Here is a 16,905-nt window from a genome sequence, read left to right on the forward strand (position 1 = left end):
GGCGGCGTCCTGGGAAGGCCCGCCGGTGTCACCACCTGCCGGCGGCTGCCGACGCGCCCGCCCGGCTCACTCGGGGGCGACGCCCAGCATCCGCTGCAGCAGCTCCTTCAGCAGCGTCCGCTCGGCGACCGTCAGCCGGCCGAGAGGTTCGCGCGCGAAGTCCAGGGACGTCCGCAGCGCCGCGGCCGTGTGTGCGCCCTCCTCGGTCGGGGCGGCGAGCTTGACGCGGCGGTCGGCCGGATCGGGGCGGCGCTCGACCAGACCGCGGGACTCCAGGCGGTCCACGATGCCGGTGATGTTCGACGGCTCGCACTTCAGGCGCTGGGCGACCTTCCGCATGGGCAGCGGCTCCAGCGAGAGCAGGCTGAGCACCCTGGCCTGCGCGCCGGTGAGGGAGTGCTCGGCCGCGGCCTGCTCGTACTCCTCGTAGTAGCGGGCGACGACGGTGCCGATGAGGTCGACGACCTCGACGGTCAGGGAGTCTGCGCGGGGGGTCATGCACACGAGGATACCCATTTACTTGACAACATGAAATATCGAGGAGCATGGTTGTTTCAGCACCTGAAGCATTAGGAGGATCGCGCTTATGTCCGCACTGCCCACGACCAGCCGCGAATGGCACCTCGTCGCCCGCCCCCACGGCTGGCCCACCCCGGAGGACTTCGCGCTGCGCGAGGCCGCGGTGCCCGAGGTCGGCGAGGGCCAGATCCTCGTCCGTACGCAGCACTTCTCCGTCGACCCGTACATGCGCGGCCGGATGAACGATGTGAAGTCCTACGTCCCGCCCTTCCAGCTCGACCAGCCGATGGAGGGCGGCGCGGTCGGCGAGGTCATCGCCTCGCGCGCCGACTCCATCGCCGTCGGTGACCATGTCCTGCACGGCCTCGGCTGGCGTGAGTACGCGGTTCTGGACGCCAAGCGCGCCGCCAAGGTGGACCCGTCGCTGGCTCCGCTCACCGCCTACCTCGGTGTGCTGGGCATGCCCGGCCTGACCGCGTACGCGGGCCTGCTGGAGGTGGCGTCCTTCAAGGAGGGCGACGCCGTCTTCGTGTCCGGCGCGGCCGGTGCGGTGGGCAGCGAGGTCGGCCAGATCGCCAAGCTCAAGGGCGCCTCCCGGGTCATCGGCTCGGCCGGCTCCGACGCGAAGGTCAAGCTCCTGGTGGAGGAGTACGGCTTCGACGCCGCCTTCAACTACAAGAACGGCGACGTCAACCAGCAGCTCAAGGAGGCCGCCCCCGACGGTATCGACGTCTACTTCGACAACGTCGGCGGCGACCACCTCGAAGCGGCCATCAGCTCCCTCAACGTCCATGGCCGTGCCGCCATTTGCGGCATGATCTCGATGTACAACGCCACGGAGCCGAGCCCCGCCCCCCGCAACCTCGCGATGGTGATCGGCAAGCGCCTGCGCCTCCAGGGCCTGCTGGTCAGCGACCACTCCGCCCTGCAGCCGCAGTTCGTCGAGGAGGTCTCCGCCTGGATCCGCTCCGGCGAACTGAAGTACAGCGAGACCAAGATCTCCGGCATCGAAAACGGCGTCGAGGCCTTCCTGGGCCTGCTGCGCGGCGAGAACACCGGAAAGATGATCGTGAGCCTGGAGGGCTGACCGCAGTCCCGAACCACAACCGAGGGAGGGGTGGGGTGGGGGAGGGGAAGCCGGAGGACCGTGTGCCTCCCCCACCCCACCCCCTTGCCCCGCCCGTTAGGCTCGGCGGCACGCCGTCGTGATCCGTGGGCGCGAGTCGCGGCGAACCACAGGAGGATTCGGTATGTCCATCCAGACCGTCGACGTCGTCTACACCGCCGTCGCCACCGCTGAGAACGGCCGTGACGGCCGCGTCGCCAGCGACGACGGCAAGCTCGACGTGGTCGTCAACCCGCCCAAGGAGCAGGGCGGCAGCGGCGCCGGCACCAACCCCGAGCAGCTCTTCGCGGCCGGTTACAGCGCCTGCTTCCAGGGCGCGCTCAGCGTCGTCGCCCGCCGGGAGAACGCCGATGTCTCCGGCTCCCGGGTGACCGCCAAGGTCGGCATCGGCAAGACCCCGGACGGGGGCTTCGGCCTCACGGTCGAGATCGCCGTCTCGATTCCGCGGGTCGACTCGGCCACCGCCCAGGACCTCGTGGAGAAGGCGCACCAGGTGTGCCCGTACTCCCACGCCACCCGCGGCAACATCGAGGTCAAGCTGACCGTCGCCTGACACACGGCGCCCAACGGCGCTCTTCCACAGGGCCGCATCCCGCGCCGGGGTGCGGCCTTCTGGGGTCTGTGACGGGGGCGGCGCCCGTGTCGCAGGCAGGAAGCGGGGCCGTGCTCCGGATTCGCTCTCCGGCCCGGTTTCCGCGCCTGTGCGGGCTCAACTCGCGCTATTCTTGCGGGGCTTCACCACGTTCCTCCCCACAGCTCCGTCGGCGGTGTGCCGGCGGGGGCCCTGGCTTCCGGGGCCTGTCCGGAGGAGCGAGGAGGAGCGATGGACGATCAGGACACGGAGCAGGAGAGCGACCGATGGGCGCCGTCTGACAGATGGCAGGTCGTCATCGGGGTGCTGGGCCTGCTGGTGGCGATCGTCGCTTGTGTGGGGCAGTTCGTCCGGTAAGCACCGGGACCGGCCCCGCTGGGTCCGGACACGGCCGGGGCCCGTCTTCGCGGCGGGACGGTCAACGGGGGAGTGCCCGGGCTCGCCACGCACCGCGCGGCACCCTTCGCGCCGCGCCCGCGGCCCTTGCGCCTTTCCTCCGCGCCCCGCGCCCTCCGCGCCCCGCGCCCTCCGCGCCCCGCGCCCTTCGCGCCGCACCCGAAGCCCGCGCGCCTTCCCTCGACCCCGCACCCTTCCCACACCCCACGCCCCCCCCGCGCCCCCACCCCATGTGACGCAGACAACATTCCCCCCGTCTTGACGCGCCCCCCGTGTAATCGATTTCGTAGCCCCCACGCATTCCCCACGGAATCGATTACACGGCGATCGCGCCAAGCGAAGCAGCCCCCGCACGGGAAGCGACGCACGGGAAGCGACGCACGGACAGACGGAACGGCAAACGGAACGGCAACGGCGCCATGGCGAACATCAAAGATGTGGCAGAGCGGGCAGGGGTCTCCGTCGCCACCGTCTCCCGGGTCCTCAACGGCCACAGTCCGGTAGCCGAGACCCGTGAGCGGGTGCTCGCCGCGGTACGGGAGCTGGGCTACCGCCCCAACAACGTCGCCCGCGCGCTGCGCACCGCACGGACCGGCGCGCTCGGCCTGATCATCAGCGATCTCACCAACCCCTTCTTCACCGAGCTGGCCGACGCCGTGGAGGACGAGGCCCGCAGCCTCGGCTACAGCCTGGTCATCGGCAATGCAGGCGAGCGCCCCGACCAGCAGGACGACTACATCCGCACGCTGCTCGACCGCCGGATCGACGGTCTGCTGGTCAGCTCGGCGGGCACCGGTTCGGCGATGCTCAGCGAGGTGGTGGCCTCCGGCACCCCGCTGGTGCTGCTGGACCGCACCGTGCCCGGCGTCGACGCCCCCTGCGTTCGCGCCGACGGCCGCACCGCGCTCACCGAGCTCGCCGCCCATCTCGCCGCCCTCGGCCGCCGCCGCCCCGCGATCATCGTCGCCCCGGCCGGCACCCCCACCGGCGACGAGCGCCTCCGCCTCTTCCGTACGGCGCTGGGCGGATACGGCCTCACCTTGCCCGACGAGCGGGTCGGTGCCACCCCCGATCTCCAGCACACCGGCGGCCGGCAGGTGATGAGTGACTTCCTCGACCTCGCCGAGCCGCCGGACGCGGTGCTGGCAACCGACAACCTGATGGCGCTGGGCGCGATGGACGAACTCCGCGCCCGCGGGCTGCGGGTCCCCGACGATGTGGCGCTGGTGGTCTATGACGACGTGCCGTGGTTCGCCCACACCGATCCGCCGCTGACCGCCATCGCCCAGCCCACCCGCGAACTGGGCCGGGCCGCCGTCCACACCCTGCTGGCGCGGATCGAGGACCGGCCCGCCGGCTCGGTGCTGCTGCCGGCCCGGCTGGTCACCCGCCGTTCCTGCGGCGAGCTGCCCACCCCCTGAACAGGCCCGCCCGGCGCCCGGAGGCACTTCGGCCCCGGCTCCCCCGGCCGGGCGGGCCACCCGAACCGGCCTTCACCGGCCACCCGAACCGGCCTTCACCGGCCACCCGAACCGGCCTTCACCGGCCACCCGAGTCAGTCCCCACACAAGCCACCCGAGGAAGAGAGGGGCAGCGCATGACCGGCGTCAACGACGACGAACCGGGCGGCCGCGAACTGCTGCGCGTGGAGGGGGTGACGAAGTCGTTCCCGGGCGTCCGTGCGCTCGACGGCGTGGACCTGACCCTGCGCACCGGTGAGGTGCATGTCCTGCTCGGCGAGAACGGTGCGGGCAAGAGCACCCTCATCAAGATGCTCTCCGGCGCCCACCGCCCCGACGGGGGCCGGCTCCTCGTGGACGGCGACGAGGCCACCATCCGTTCGGCGCAGGACGCCGAACGGCACGGCATCGCCACCATCTACCAGGAGTCCAACCTCGTCCCCGGGCTGACCGTCGCCGAGAACATCTTCCTGGGCCGGCAGCCGCGCACCAAGCTCGGTCTGGTCGACAGGAAGGCGATGCGCTCCAGGGCCGCCGAGCTGCTGCGGCGCGTACGGCTCGATGTGTCCCCGAACACCCCGGTCGCCGAACTGGGCATCGCCCGCCTCCAGATGGTCGAGATCGCCAAGGCGCTCAGCCTGGACGCCCGGGTCCTGATCATGGACGAGCCGACCGCGGTGCTGACCTCCGAGGAGGTCGAGACCCTCTTCGAGATCGTCCGCGAACTGCGCGACACCGGCGTCGGCATCATCTTCATCACCCACCACCTGGAGGAGATCGGCGCGCTCGGCGACCGGGTCACCGTCCTGCGGGACGGCCGCTCCGTCGCTCAGGTGCCGGCCTCGACGGACGAGGACGAGCTGATCCGCCTCATGGTGGGCCGGGACATCGCCGAGCAGTACCCGCGCCGGCGCCCCGACGCGCCGGGCGCGCCCCTGCTGCGCGTCCGCGGGCTGACCCGCAACGGCACCGCGGCCGGGCCGGTCTTCGAAAGCATCGACTTCGAGGTGCGGGCCGGTGAGGTAGTGGGCCTCGCCGGACTGGTCGGCGCGGGCCGTACCGAGGTGGTCCGGGCGATCTTCGGCGTCGACCGCTATGACGCCGGCACGGTCGAGATCGACGGCAAGGAGCTGGCCCGCGGCGATGTCCGGGCCGCGATGCGCGCCGGGCTCGGCCTCGTACCGGAGGACCGCAAGGGCCAGGGCCTGGTGCTGGACGCCTCCCTCCAGGACAACCTCACCCTCGCCCGGCTCGACCGCGACACCCGCGGCGGGCTGGTGGACCGGGGCGCGCAGCGGCGCGAAGCGGCCACCGTCGCCGCGCAGTTGAAGGTCCGGATGAGCGGTCTGGGCCAGAGCGCCCGCACCCTCTCCGGCGGCAACCAGCAGAAGATCGTCATCGGCAAGTGGCTGCTGACGGACACCAGACTGCTGATCCTCGACGAGCCGACGCGCGGTATCGACGTCGGCGCCAAGGTCGAGATCTACCAGCTGATCAACGAGCTGACGGCGTCCGGCCGCGCGGTCCTGATGATCTCCAGCGATCTGCCCGAGGTCCTCGGAATGAGCGACCGGGTGCTGGTGATGTCGCAGGGCCGGCTGGCCGGTGAGCTGCCGGCCGAAGAGGCCACCCAGGACGCCGTGATGGAGCTGGCGCTCCAGTCCCCCGGCGGCACCCCCGAGAACACGAAGCACGACGAGAGCGCGATGGAGGGCTCCGATGTCCACTGAGGTGAAGACAGGAGCCGCCGCCGAGGCGGTGGGACGGGCACCGGACCGGGACGGCTTCGGGCCGTGGTTCTCCCGGGCGGTCCTCAGGAACGGCCCGCTCGGCGGGCTGATCGCCCTGGTCGTGGTGATGGCGGTGCTGTCCGGGGACTTCCTCAACGGGCAGAACCTCCTCAACGTCGGCGTCCAGGCGTCGGTCACCGCGATCCTCGCCTTCGGCGTCACCTTCGTGATCGTCTCGGCCGGAATCGATCTGTCGGTCGGCTCGGTCGCCGCGCTCTCCGCCACCGTCGTGGCCTGGGCGGCCAGCGGTGACGGCCTGCCCGTCTGGATGGCGGTGCTGCTCGGCCTGGCGGTCGGCGCGGGGGCCGGTCTGGTCTCCGGCGCGCTGGTCGCCTACGGCAAACTGCCCGCCTTCATCGCCACGCTGGCGATGCTCTCGGTCGGCCGCGGCCTGGCCCTGGTGATCTCCGGCGGCGCCCCGATCCCCTTCCCCGGCCCGGTCAGCGCGCTCGGTGACACCCTCGGCGGCTGGCTGCCGGTACCCGTCCTCGTCATGATCGCGATGGGGCTGATCGCCGCGCTGGTGCTGGCCCGTACGTACGCCGGCCGGGCGATGTTCGCGATCGGCGGCAACGAGGAGGCGGCCCGGCTCTCCGGCATCAACGTCAAGCGCCGCAAGCTCGCGATCTACGCACTGTCCGGTCTGTTCGCCGCGGTCGCCGGCATCGTGCTCGCCGCCCGGCTCACCTCCGCCCAGCCGCAGGCCGCCACCGGCTACGAGCTGGACGCCATCGCCGCCGTCGTCATCGGCGGGGCCAGCCTCTCCGGCGGCTCCGGCAAGGCCTCCGGCACCCTCATCGGCGCGCTGATCCTCGCGGTCCTGCGCAACGGCCTCAACCTGCTGAGCGTCTCGGCGTTCTGGCAGCAGGTCGCCACCGGACTGGTCATCGCGCTGGCGGTGCTCCTGGACACGCTGCGCCGCCGGAGCGCGCGATGAGCGCCCGGCGGAACACCCGGATCAAGGCGTCGCTGGCGGCCGGGCTGGCCGCGACCCTGTCCCTGGGCCTGGCCGGCTGCGACCGCGGCGGCAACACCGACCTGGGGCTCGCGCTGTCCACGATGAACAACCCGTTCTTCGTCGGCATCAAGGAAGGCGCCCAGGCCGAGGCGGACGCCCGCGGACTGCACCTCAACATCACCGACGCGCAGAACGACCCCACCCAGCAGATCAATCAGATGGAGACGTTCACCAGCCAGAACGTCAGGGCGGCCATCATCAACCCGGTCGATTCGGACGCCGCGGTCCCGGCCGTCGGTGTCGCCAACCGGGCGAAAGTGCCGGTCATCTCCATCGACCGGGGCGTCAACGGCGGCACGGTCGGCTCGACCATCGCCTCCGACAATGCCGCGGGTGGCCGGCTCGCCGCGAAGACCCTGGCCGAATCGCTCGGCGGCAAGGGCAAGGTGGCCTTCCTGGAGGGCCAGCCCGGCACCTCCGCCGCCCGCGAACGCGGCAAGGGCTTCGAAGAGGGCATCAAGAAGTACCCCGGCATCGAGGTCGTCGCCCGGCAGCCCGCGGACTTCGACCGCGCCAAGGGCATGGACGTGATGACCAATATGCTGCAGGCGCACCGCGATATCGGCGGGGTGTTCGCCGCCAACGACGAGATGGCGCTGGGCGCGTCGAAGGCGCTGGGCGGCCGCTCCGGCAAGGACGTGAAGGTGGTGGCGTTCGACGGCACCCCGGACGGGGTCAAGGCGGTCCGCGGCGGCACCCTGACCGCCACGGTTGCCCAGCAGCCCGAACTCCTCGGCAAGCAGGCCGTGGACTGGGCGATGAAGGCCTCCCGCGGTGAGAAGCTGCCGCGGTCGGTCAGGGTGCCGGTGGTGCTGGTGACCGCCGAGAACGCCGCGAAATTCGATGGCTGAGAGCGCGGCCCGGCACGTCCGGCGGGCCGCCGGGCAAAGACAGGTGAGAAGAAGTGGGAGAGCGGTGCATGTATGACGTCCTGGTGGTCGGCTCGGCCAACGCGGATCTGACGGTACGGGTCGACCGGCGCCCCGGCGCGGGCGAGACCGTGCTCGGCACGGACCTGGTCGAATCGGCCGGCGGCAAGGGCGCCAACCAGGCGGCCGCCGCGGCCCGGATCGGCGGGCGCACCGCGCTGCTGGCGCGGGTCGGCGGCGACGCGTACGGCGAGCTGCTGCTCGGCGCCCAGCGCGCGGCGGGCACCGATGTCACCCCGGTCATCGTGGACGGGACGGCCCGCACCGGCACCGCGATGATCATCGTCGACCCGGACGGTGACAACAGCATCGTGGTCTCGCCCGGCGCCAACGCCGCGCTCACCCCGCAGGACGTGGCCGCCGCGAAGGACACCATCGCCGCCTCCGCCGTGGTCTCCCTCCAGCTGGAGATCCCCATGGAGTCCGTACGGGCCGCCGCCGCGGCCGCCGAGCAGGCCGGTACCCGCGTCGTCCTCAACCCCTCCCCGGCCCCCACGGCGGATCTGGCCCCCGAACTCCTCTCGGTGGCCGACCCGTTGGTGGTCAACGAGCACGAGGCGCGGCAGCTCTCCGGGCTGGCCGACGGCACCCCCGCCGAGTGGGCGCAGGCACTGCGCGACCGGGGCGCCCGCTCCGTCGTGGTCACCCTCGGCGGCGACGGCGCGCTGGTCCTGGACGCCTCCGGAGCCGAGAACGTCCCGGGCGTCCGCGTCAAGGCCGTGGACACCACCGGCGCCGGTGACGCCTTCACCGGCGCCCTCGCCACCCGCCTGGCCCGCGGCGACGCACTGCCGGAGGCGGCGCGCTTCGCCGTACGGGTCGGCGCGGCCGCCGTCACCAAGCCGGGCGCCCAGCCGTCCTACCCGACCCGGGCGGAGCTGGAGGTGCTGGCACCGGAGCAGCCGGAGGGCTGAGGCCGGACCGGCGCCGCCCGGCCGGACCGGCGCCGCCACCGCGGCCTGCGCGTCCGGCCGGGCCGCGCAGGCCGGGCAGCCGGCATCACTGCCCGTCCCGCTCCTTCGGCCCGTACAGCGCGTGCTCCGCACCGGTCGCCAGCGCCCAGTAGCGGTCGCCGTAGGACCAGTGCCACCACTCCGTCGGGTAGTTGACCAGACCGGCAGCGGTCAGCGCGGCGTTCAGCACCCGGCGGTGGGTGCGGGCGGCGGGCGTCAGATCCGGGGCAGCCGTGTAGCAGGCACCGTCGCTCTCCTCGGGGGAGGCATCGATCGGTGTCCCCATGTCGACCTCGTCCCCCTCGGCGGTGACGAGGGTGAGGTCCACCGCACCGCCGGCGCTGTGCGGGGCGATCTCGGGCGGCGACACATAGCGGCTGGCGGCCTGGTGGAGGCGTGCGGTGTCCCAGTCGGGGTGGGCGGCGCGCAGTTCGTCCGTGTACCCCTCGAAGTAGCGGCGCTGCAGCCCCGGCGGCCGGTAGCCCTCGACGAACTGCAGCCGCAGCCCGTCCGGCAGTGACTCCTGCGCCGCCAGCAGCCGTCGGAGCACGCCCTCCCGCAGAAGGGCGAAGGCGCCCAGCGCGTCGTTCTGGTCCTCGGCCACCAGCAGCGCGGGCGCCGCGGTCCGTACGTCCACCAGCGGCTCACCGCACTCCTTGACGGGGATCGCGGCGACCGCCGGGTCCGCCATCAGCGTGATCCGGTCGCGGACATCGGTGAGCACCAGCTCCGCACCGTCCCCCGGCCCCGTCCTGGTCCACTCGGCGGCCGCCGCCACCCGCTCGCCGGACGGCAGCCAGGCGCCGCTGAGGCCGCACCCGGCAGGGGCGGTCCCGGTGCCCAGGCCATTGGCGAGCAGCACATGCAGCCCGTGGTCCCGCGCCTGCTGCGCATACCGCGCCACCCGCTCCGCCGTGCCGTGGAAGGAGCTGGCGAGATACACCCGGCAGCCGTCCGTCGCGGCCCGCGCCGGCACCTCGGGGAAGCTGTTGTCGAAGCAGGTGGCGAGCGCGAACCGGATGCCGCCCAGGGTGAAGCGGCCCTCGGTGGTACCCGGCGCGAAGAGCGCCTTCTCGTCCCCGAACAGGTGGACCTTGTCGTAGCGGGTGACCAGGGCGCCGTCCGGGCCGATGACGAAGGACGAGATGGCCGGGCGGGAACCGGCACCGGAGGCGCGGCCCGCCGCGTTCACGACCGCCGCGGCCCCGGCCGCCCGGCAGGCCTCCCGTACGGGGGCCAGCCGGGCGTCGTCCTCGGTGACCGTCATGCCCAGGGGATCGGCGGCTATCAGGTCCAGGTCGTAAGTCGTCAGCGCGAGTTCGGGGAAGGCCACCAGCCCCGCGCCGCGCTCGGCGGCCTCGGTGACGAGCCCGGCCATCCGGGCGGCATTGGCCTCGATGTCGCCCGGTACCGGGAGGAATTGTGCGGCAGCAATGATCATTCGCCCATGATGCCGGGCGGCACGGGCGGCACGGGCGGCACGGTCGGGACGGCGGCCCTTCCCGCCACCGGTATCCGCCCGCGGAGGCTGACCCCGGTTGGCTACCGGGCCGCCGTCCGCGCCGCCGCCTCCGACGCCGCCACCGTCACGACCGCCCGCACCTGCCCGGTGATCGCGATCCGGTTCCGTACGAAGACCGGGTCGGTGACCTGCCCGTTCGCCGGGTCCGTGTTGTCAGGGCCGAACTCCAGCACCGGAGTGTGCAGATGCCCGCCCGGGATCGCCGGCCGCACCGCGTCCCGCAGCAGCGTCGCCCGGTAGGCGATCTCGTTGGACAGATAGTCCCCGCCGCCCCCGGCACGGGCCGTGGAGCCCGGGGTCGGGCCGTCCGGCCGGTCGACCGGTGCGCCGCCGCCCGCCGGAATCTCGGTGACGGCGGTGTGGTCGACCACCGGATACGGCCCGGTGCCGGCCGCCACGATCCGCGCGTACGGCAGGCTGGTGGTCGTCCACTGCGGCTGCGGCCGCACGGTCGGCACCCCCGCGGGAATCGGCACCAGCTCCGTCCGCGAGGCCCGCGCATTGTCCGGATAACCGCCCCGCCAGGCCCCGTTGGTCCGCTCGACATCGAACCGTCCGGGCCGCCCCTGGCTGACCGTCGTGAACAGATCGGCCTGCCGCGGCCCGCTCCGGAAGTGCGGCAGCAGGGTGCGCTCCACCGTGCCCGCCGCGAAGTCGGCCCACCGTACGGGGAAGACCGCGGTCTCGATCCGGGCCTGCTTCCCGGAGGCGGTACGCACCGTCGTCCCGTCCAGCGCGAGCGCCGCCGCGCCCGAAGGGTTGCTCCGCCGGGCATCGGCGTCCAGCTGGAACGGGTCGAAGCCGGTCACCACGATCCGCAGGACCTCCTTCCCGGCGGGCAGCGCGATCGAGTCCTGCCCGCGCGAACCCCGCTCCAGCGACCCGAGCAGGGCATCGCGCCGGGCCTCGGACAGCCCGAACTCCGGCCGCCACTGCCGCAGTTCCTTCGTCATCCCGAGCCGCGCCCAGTACAGCGGCCGGTCGTCGTCCCGGCTCAGCCCGCCCCCGTCGGGCCCGCGGCCCTGCGCCCGGTCCACGGCCCGCCGCCACAGCGCCCGCCCCTCGTCCGCGACATAGCGCCGGGCCTGCGGATAGCTCGTCACTCGCGCCAGCCCGCGCGCGAACTCCCGCTCCCACTCGTCGAATCCACTGCGCCGCAGAATCTCCCGCGGCGCCGTCTGCGTCAGCCGCCCCTCCTCCACCGTGGTGTCCGCCGCGGGGGCCGCGGTGGCCGGAGCCGTCAGGGACAGCGGGACAACGGCCATCAGCGCGACACCGAGCGCGATTGTCCTGGTACGTATGCGTCTCATGGGGCGAGTAAAGCGGTGTGTGCGTGGGGGCGGTAGAGGTGCCGGCCTCACCGCTGTCCTGTTAAGGCCTCTTGGCCCGGCCCTCGACCCGGTCCGTTGGGCGCCGGGTCACCGCGGATAGGGTGCCTGATCCGGCCCGGTCCGCCGCCGCGTCCGGCGCTTTCCACGAGACTCAGGGGGACCTCCGTGGCCAACCCGCCACCACCGCACGGCCCGTACCCGTACGCCCCGCCGTACGGGCAACAGCCCCCGGGGCCCTCCCCGCACCGGCCCGCGGGCGCCTCCCCGCAGCCGCCCGTCGGCCCGTACGACCCGCAGCCGGGGCAGCCGGCCCCGCCGCCGTACGACCCGCACCCGTACCCGCACCCGCAGCCGTACGCCGCCGACCCGGGCTGCCAGTTCTGCGGTGCCCGGCCCGCCGTGCAGGCCACCGTCCGCGGGCACCAGGGCATCCTCGTCCTGATGCGGTTCCTCAGCCGCCGCGGAATGTTCTGCCGTTCCTGCGGACTGGCCACCTACCGGGAGATGTCCGCGAAGACGCTGTGGCAGGGCTGGTGGAGCCCGCTGTCCGTGGCCGTCACCCCGATCACCCTGCTGATGAACCTCGGCCCCCGTGGCCGCTTCCGCAGACTGGCCGCCCCCGCAGGCGGTTTCGGGCCCTCGCTCGACCCGGGCAGGTCACTGCTGCGCCGGCCGGCGGCGCTGCTGTTCCTGGTGCCGATGGCGCTGGTGGTCCTGGCGGTTCCCACCTTGTTCGTGCTCGGCGCGTTCGTCGAAGGGGCCGGCGTCGGGAAGGCGCCCACCCTCGCCATCGGGGACTGCGTACGCAACGAGGGCGACTGGCAGGACCAGGACCTGGAGATCGTGGACTGCGGTGCGGCCGACGCGGAGTACAAGGTGACCCGCAGGCTCAACACCTCAAAGGACGCGTGCGTCGGCGGTGAGATGCTCGCCGACACCGAGTACAGCCCGGACAGGATGACGATCTCCTGCCTCGCTCCCGCCCGGTAGCGGCACGGGGCCACCGGGTCCACGGGGGCCGGGGCACAGGCGGTCAGCCCTTGCCGGGCTCCTCGCCGGATATGTCACCCGGCCCTTCGCCGGGTACTTCTCCGGGCCCGTCGGCCCGCCCCTCCCCGCACCCGAGCAGCGTCAGGAAGTCCCGGAAGGCCGCCGGCATCTCCACGTCCTCCGGGTCCAGCAGCCACTGCAGTTGCAGCCCGTCCATCACGGCGACCATCAGGGGCGCCGCCTGCTCCGGGGTCAGCCCGCAGGGCAGGGTGTCACCGCGTTCCGCCCGCAGCACCTCGGCCATCGCGGCGCGTACGGCACGGAAGCGGGATTCGAAGAAGGCGCGGGCCGGATGGTCCTCGGTGACGCTGTCGGCGGACAGCACCGTGTAGGTCTGGACGAGGCCGGGGCGGGTGGCGTTGTAGTCGACGAGCTGGGCGAGGGTGTCGGTGTGCCGGGCGCCGGCCGCCGCGGCGGCCGAGGCCAGATCCCAGCGGTCGCGTGTCTCCAGCACTCCCACCAGCAGCAGCTCCTTGGTGGGGAAGTGGTGCAGCAGCCCCTGCTGCGTCAGTCCGGCGCGTTCGGCGACGGCGGCGAGCGAGGTACGGCGGTAGCCGCGCTCGGCGATCAGCTCCATGGCGGCCTCCAGGATGGCCGCGCGCCGCTCCGCCCGCTGGGTCTCACGCCCGCCGCCGGTCCGCCGCGCGCCGGGTCCGCCGCCGCGGGGTCCGTCCTGGTCTCGTGCAGTCACCGGCCGAGCGTAACCCTCCCGTGGAGATCCCGTACGACTGATGTAACGGAAAAGTAACGACTCCTACCGATTGGCAGGTGGGACGGTAAGAATCCGGACAGGGGGTCCGCACGTCCATTCAGGGAACACCGGAGAGCCGCATGACCGACCACCATCCTCACGGCCCCGCCGCTGACGCCGCCCACCATCATGCCGGTGACCGCGCGCACGAGCACACCGCGGCCGTCGAGCGGGCACTTGCCGCGCTCGACCTCGACACCAAGGTCCGGCTGCTGTCCGGCCAGGACATGTGGACCCTGCCGGCCGTGCCCGCGATCGGGCTGCGGTCACTGGTGATGTCGGACGGTCCGGTCGGGGTGCGGGGCCGGGAATGGAACGCCGGGGACCCCTCGGTCGCGCTGCCCAGCCCCACGGCACTGGCCGCCACCTGGGACCCCGAGCTGGCCCGCCGGGCCGGTCACCTCCTCGCCCAGGAGGCCCGCCGCAAGGGCGTGCACGTCCTGCTGGCGCCGACCGTCAATCTGCACCGCTCACCGCTGGGCGGCCGGCACTTCGAGTGCTACGCGGAAGACCCGCTGCTCACCGGCGTGATCGGCGCCGGATATGTCCGCGGGGTGCAGGAGGGCGGCGTGGCGGCGACCGTCAAGCACTTCGTGGGCAATGACGCCGAGACCGACCGGCTCACCGTCGACAACCGCATCGCCCCCCGCCCGCTGCGCGAGCTCTATCTCGCGCCCTTCGAGCACATCGTCGAAAACGCCCGCCCCTGGGCGGTGATGACCGCCTACAACCAGGTCAACGGCTTGACGATGACCGAACACCGCGCTCTCGTCCAGGACGTCCTCCGCGGCGAATGGGGCTTCGACGGCTGCAACGTCTCCGACTGGACGGCCGCCCGCAACACCGTGCGCGCACTGCGCGGCGGCCTGGACGTGGCGATGCCGGGGCCCCGTACGGTCTACGGCGCGCCGCTCGCCGAGGTCGTCCGTACAGGTGAGGTCACCGAGGCGGAGGTCGACGCCGCGGTGCGCCGGGTACTGCTGCTCGCCGCCCGCACGGGGTGTCTGGACGGGGTGCCGGCCGCGGTCGGCCCGGCCGAGGTCCCGCGTGGGACCGACGGCCGGGCGGTGGCCCGTGAGCTCGCCCGGCGGGCCTGTGTCCTGTTGCGCAACGAGCCGGTGGGCGCGCGGCGGGCGCTGCCGCTGGATGCCGCCACGGTCCGCAGGGTCGCCGTCATCGGGACGGCCGCACGCGAGGCACGGGTGCTCGGCGGCGGGTCCGCGACCGTCTTTCCCGACGCGGTCGTCTCCCCGCTGGAGGGGCTGCGCGCCGCACTCCCCGAAGACGTCGAGGTCACCTTCGCGGCCGGCGCCGATCCGTGCTCCCGGGTCCCGCACGCCCGTGAGGGCTTCACCCTGCGCGCCCGCTACCTGGCCACGGACGGCCGGCTGCTCGCCGAGACCGCGCAATCCGACGGCAAGGTGCAGGCGATGGGCCGCTTCCCCGAGGGCGTCACCCGGCGGAACCTGGGCGCCGTCGAACTGACCGGCAGCTTCACCCCACGGGACACCGGCCACCACACCCTTGCCGTCTCCGGCACCGGTGAGCTGCGGCTGACCGTCGCCGGCGCGGCGCTCTTCGACGGCCGGTGCGCGTCGGCGGGCGGCGACCCCTTCGAGGCGTTCCTGAACCCCGCCGAACGGCGGGTGACGGCGCAGCTGACGGCGGGCGAGCGCGTCGAGGTCACCCTGCGGTTCGTGCCGGACGGAACGGAACGTGGTGAGGGGCCGGCCGCGCTGACGTTCGCCCTCGGCCACCGGGCGCCGCAGGCCGATGCGGATGCGGAGCTCGCCGAGGCGGTCCGCGCCGCGGCCGCCGCCGATGTGGCGATCGTCGTCGTCGCCACCACCGAAGAGACCGAGTCCGAGGGCTTCGACCGCGGTGATCTGCGGCTGCCCGGCCGCCAGGACGAGCTGGTCCGCCGGGTCGCCGCCGCCAACCCGCACACCGTGGTGGTCGTCAACTCCGGCTCCCCGGTGGAGCTTCCGTGGCGCGAGGAGGTCCCCGCCGTGCTGCTGAGCTGGTTCCCCGGCCAGGAGGCGGGGGCGGCGCTGGCGGACGTCCTGCTCGGCGCCGAGGAGCCGGGCGGCCGGCTGCCCACCACCTGGCCGGCCCGCCTCGACGACGCCCCGGTCACCGCCGTCACCCCGTCCGACGGCCAACTCGACTACGCCGAGGGGGTGTTCATCGGCTACCGCGCCTGGCAGCGGTCCGCTGCCGCGCCGGCCTACCCCTTCGGACACGGCCTCGGCTACACCGACTGGGAGTACGAGTCGCTGGACACCACCCCGGACTCGGTGCGGGTGCGGATCCGCAACGCCGGTGACCGGCCCGGCCGCGAGGTCGTCCAGATCTATCTGGCACCCACCGCGGACGCCGCCCCCGATGCCCCGGAGCGCCCGGCGCGCTGGCTGGCCGGCTTCGCCGTCGTCGAGGCCGGTCCCGGTGAGAGCGCCGAGGCCGAGATCCCGCTGCCGGACCGCGCGTTCGCGGTCTGGGACGCGGAGGACGGCGGCTGGCACCGGGTCAAGGGCGTCTATCTCGTCGAGGCGGCGCACAGCGTCGACGACCGCAGGCTGACCGCGGAGGTCACCGTCGGCTGACGGGGCCGGAGGCGGGGGCGCTCCTCCCCAGGGACGCCCCCGCCGGTCCCGTCGGCCCCTCATGAGGGCACCACCGACACATCACCGCCGCTCGTGCGTGCCGTGACCTTGTGCGCGGAGCTCTCGTCCTTCGGGACGGAGACCTTTCTGTTGCCCCCGCTCGTCGTGGCTTCGACGTCGTAGGAGCCCTTCGGCAGCCGGATGGTGACATCGCCTCCGCTGGTGCGGCCCGACACCTCGTCGGGTGCCGTGGACAGCGCGAGATCCACATTGCCGCCGCTGGTCCGCGCCGTCGCCGTGCGGGCCGTGGAGTCCTTGACGGTGATGTCGCCGCCGCTGGTCTCCGCGTCGATGCCGCCCGTGGCGCCGCGGACGGTGATGTCCCCGCCGCTGGTCTTCAGATCGACCGAGGCGTTGCGCGGCAGCAGCACCCGGTAGCTCACCTCGCACCGGCGTCCCATACCGCAGTCCTCGGCCTCCAGCGTCAGCCGGCCGTCCTTGACCCCGTGCTCGGGGCTCGGCTTCTGCTCGTTGTAGACGTACTTCTCCGTCACCTTGACCGGACCGCCGCCGTCGACCGGGACGACCTCGATGTCCCCGCCGTGCGTGGTCGCCGACAGTGCGGTGACCGTGCCCTGCACGCTGTACGTACGCTCCGCCTCCTTCGTCGGGCCGGAGCCCACCAGCGAGCAGCCGGTCGTGAAGACGGCCAACGCCGCACAGGACAGCACGAGATGAGGGGTACGCAGGCGGGCCATGGCGAGAGGTCTCCCGGGGCAGACAACGAACGGAAACGGGAACGGAAACGCGAACGAAGCGGACCGGACAACCGGTCACTGCCATCGTTCCGCCCCGCCCCGCCCCG

General features: G+C 73.2%; 13 protein-coding genes and 1 pseudogene. 9 read left to right on the plus strand and 5 right to left on the minus strand.

Annotation, left to right across the window (positions count from 1 at the left end):
• Nucleotides 1-66: 66 nt before the first annotated feature.
• Nucleotides 67-498, minus strand: a complete 432-nt coding sequence (locus SLV14N_RS27615) for a MarR family winged helix-turn-helix transcriptional regulator (protein ID WP_093644443.1) — start codon at nucleotides 496-498, stop codon at nucleotides 67-69.
• A gap of 88 nt (nucleotides 499-586) precedes the next feature.
• Here SLV14N_RS27615 and SLV14N_RS27620 point away from each other — a divergent pair, with 88 nt between their 5' ends.
• The 7 genes and pseudogenes from SLV14N_RS27620 (at nucleotide 587) to SLV14N_RS27655 (ending at nucleotide 8,744) form a co-directional block, all read left to right on the plus strand.
• On the plus strand, nucleotides 587-1,606 hold the full coding sequence (locus SLV14N_RS27620; protein WP_263271520.1) for an NADP-dependent oxidoreductase: 1,020 nt from the start codon (nucleotides 587-589) through the stop codon (nucleotides 1,604-1,606).
• Nucleotides 1,607-1,769: 163 nt separating this feature from the next.
• Nucleotides 1,770-2,198 (plus strand): organic hydroperoxide resistance protein, encoded by a 429-nt coding sequence (locus tag SLV14N_RS27625; protein WP_208684468.1) that lies wholly within the window; start codon nucleotides 1,770-1,772, stop codon nucleotides 2,196-2,198.
• Nucleotides 2,199-2,468: 270 nt separating this feature from the next.
• Nucleotides 2,469-2,594, plus strand: coding sequence for a hypothetical protein (locus tag SLV14N_RS27630; RefSeq protein ID WP_259670542.1), 126 nt, complete (start codon nucleotides 2,469-2,471; stop codon nucleotides 2,592-2,594).
• A gap of 458 nt (nucleotides 2,595-3,052) precedes the next feature.
• The gene (locus SLV14N_RS27635) at nucleotides 3,053-4,054 is read left to right on the plus strand and encodes a LacI family DNA-binding transcriptional regulator (protein ID WP_127150697.1); all 1,002 of its coding nucleotides are present in this window, start codon (nucleotides 3,053-3,055) and stop codon (nucleotides 4,052-4,054) included.
• Nucleotides 4,055-4,230: 176 nt separating this feature from the next.
• Nucleotides 4,231-5,823, plus strand: a complete 1,593-nt coding sequence (locus tag SLV14N_RS27640) for a sugar ABC transporter ATP-binding protein (protein WP_263271521.1) — start codon at nucleotides 4,231-4,233, stop codon at nucleotides 5,821-5,823.
• Between the two features lie 28 nt (nucleotides 5,824-5,851).
• Nucleotides 5,852-7,752 (plus strand): annotated as a pseudogene (locus SLV14N_RS38995) (substrate-binding domain-containing protein).
• Between the two features lie 68 nt (nucleotides 7,753-7,820).
• Nucleotides 7,821-8,744 carry a ribokinase gene (locus SLV14N_RS27655; protein ID WP_263271524.1) on the plus strand — a complete coding sequence of 308 codons (924 nt, stop codon included), beginning with the start codon at nucleotides 7,821-7,823 and terminating at the stop codon, nucleotides 8,742-8,744.
• 85 nt (nucleotides 8,745-8,829) lie between these two features.
• Here SLV14N_RS27655 and SLV14N_RS38855 read toward each other — a convergent pair whose 3' ends face one another.
• The gene (locus SLV14N_RS38855) at nucleotides 8,830-10,224 is read right to left on the minus strand and encodes a nitrilase-related carbon-nitrogen hydrolase (RefSeq protein ID WP_263271525.1); all 1,395 of its coding nucleotides are present in this window, start codon (nucleotides 10,222-10,224) and stop codon (nucleotides 8,830-8,832) included.
• Between the two features lie 101 nt (nucleotides 10,225-10,325).
• Entirely contained in the window at nucleotides 10,326-11,615 is a 1,290-nt protein-coding gene (locus tag SLV14N_RS27665; protein WP_263271526.1) for a pyroglutamyl peptidase, read from the minus strand.
• A 186-nt stretch (nucleotides 11,616-11,801) separates the two neighbouring features.
• On the opposite strand from SLV14N_RS27665, the gene SLV14N_RS27670 reads away from it, so the two are divergent.
• Nucleotides 11,802-12,626 carry a hypothetical protein gene (locus SLV14N_RS27670; RefSeq protein ID WP_263271527.1) on the plus strand — a complete coding sequence of 275 codons (825 nt, stop codon included), beginning with the start codon at nucleotides 11,802-11,804 and terminating at the stop codon, nucleotides 12,624-12,626.
• 43 nt (nucleotides 12,627-12,669) lie between these two features.
• On the opposite strand, the gene SLV14N_RS27675 is transcribed toward SLV14N_RS27670, so the two are convergent.
• On the minus strand, nucleotides 12,670-13,377 hold the full coding sequence (locus tag SLV14N_RS27675; RefSeq protein WP_263271529.1) for a TetR/AcrR family transcriptional regulator: 708 nt from the start codon (nucleotides 13,375-13,377) through the stop codon (nucleotides 12,670-12,672).
• A 140-nt stretch (nucleotides 13,378-13,517) separates the two neighbouring features.
• Here SLV14N_RS27675 and SLV14N_RS27680 point away from each other — a divergent pair, with 140 nt between their 5' ends.
• On the plus strand, nucleotides 13,518-16,040 hold the full coding sequence (locus SLV14N_RS27680; RefSeq protein WP_263271532.1) for a beta-glucosidase: 2,523 nt from the start codon (nucleotides 13,518-13,520) through the stop codon (nucleotides 16,038-16,040).
• A 59-nt stretch (nucleotides 16,041-16,099) separates the two neighbouring features.
• Here SLV14N_RS27680 and SLV14N_RS27685 read toward each other — a convergent pair whose 3' ends face one another.
• Nucleotides 16,100-16,798: a DUF4097 domain-containing protein gene (locus SLV14N_RS27685; RefSeq protein ID WP_263271534.1), complete on the minus strand. Its 699-nt coding sequence runs from the start codon at nucleotides 16,796-16,798 to the stop codon at nucleotides 16,100-16,102.
• Nucleotides 16,799-16,905: the final 107 nt, after the last annotated feature.

The sequence above is a fragment of the Streptomyces sp. Je 1-4 4N24 genome (genome assembly GCF_026239515.1).
GTDB lineage: Bacteria > Actinomycetota > Actinomycetes > Streptomycetales > Streptomycetaceae > Streptomyces > Streptomyces nigrescens.

Excerpts from the sequence above, each read along its gene's own strand:
- SLV14N_RS27615 (WP_093644443.1), bottom strand. The coding sequence starts at position 498 with ATGACCCCCCGCGCAGACTCCCTGACCGTCGAGGTCGTCGACCTCATC.
- SLV14N_RS27620 (WP_263271520.1), top strand. The coding sequence starts at position 587 with ATGTCCGCACTGCCCACGACCAGCCGCGAATGGCACCTCGTCGCCCGC.
- SLV14N_RS27625 (WP_208684468.1), top strand. The coding sequence starts at position 1,770 with ATGTCCATCCAGACCGTCGACGTCGTCTACACCGCCGTCGCCACCGCT.
- SLV14N_RS27630 (WP_259670542.1), top strand. The coding sequence starts at position 2,469 with ATGGACGATCAGGACACGGAGCAGGAGAGCGACCGATGGGCGCCGTCT.
- SLV14N_RS27635 (WP_127150697.1), top strand. The coding sequence starts at position 3,053 with ATGGCGAACATCAAAGATGTGGCAGAGCGGGCAGGGGTCTCCGTCGCC.
- SLV14N_RS27640 (WP_263271521.1), top strand. The coding sequence starts at position 4,231 with ATGACCGGCGTCAACGACGACGAACCGGGCGGCCGCGAACTGCTGCGC.
- SLV14N_RS27655 (WP_263271524.1), top strand. The coding sequence starts at position 7,821 with ATGTATGACGTCCTGGTGGTCGGCTCGGCCAACGCGGATCTGACGGTA.
- SLV14N_RS38855 (WP_263271525.1), bottom strand. The coding sequence starts at position 10,224 with ATGATCATTGCTGCCGCACAATTCCTCCCGGTACCGGGCGACATCGAG.
- SLV14N_RS27665 (WP_263271526.1), bottom strand. The coding sequence starts at position 11,615 with ATGAGACGCATACGTACCAGGACAATCGCGCTCGGTGTCGCGCTGATG.
- SLV14N_RS27680 (WP_263271532.1), top strand. The coding sequence starts at position 13,518 with ATGACCGACCACCATCCTCACGGCCCCGCCGCTGACGCCGCCCACCAT.
- SLV14N_RS27685 (WP_263271534.1), bottom strand. The coding sequence starts at position 16,798 with ATGGCCCGCCTGCGTACCCCTCATCTCGTGCTGTCCTGTGCGGCGTTG.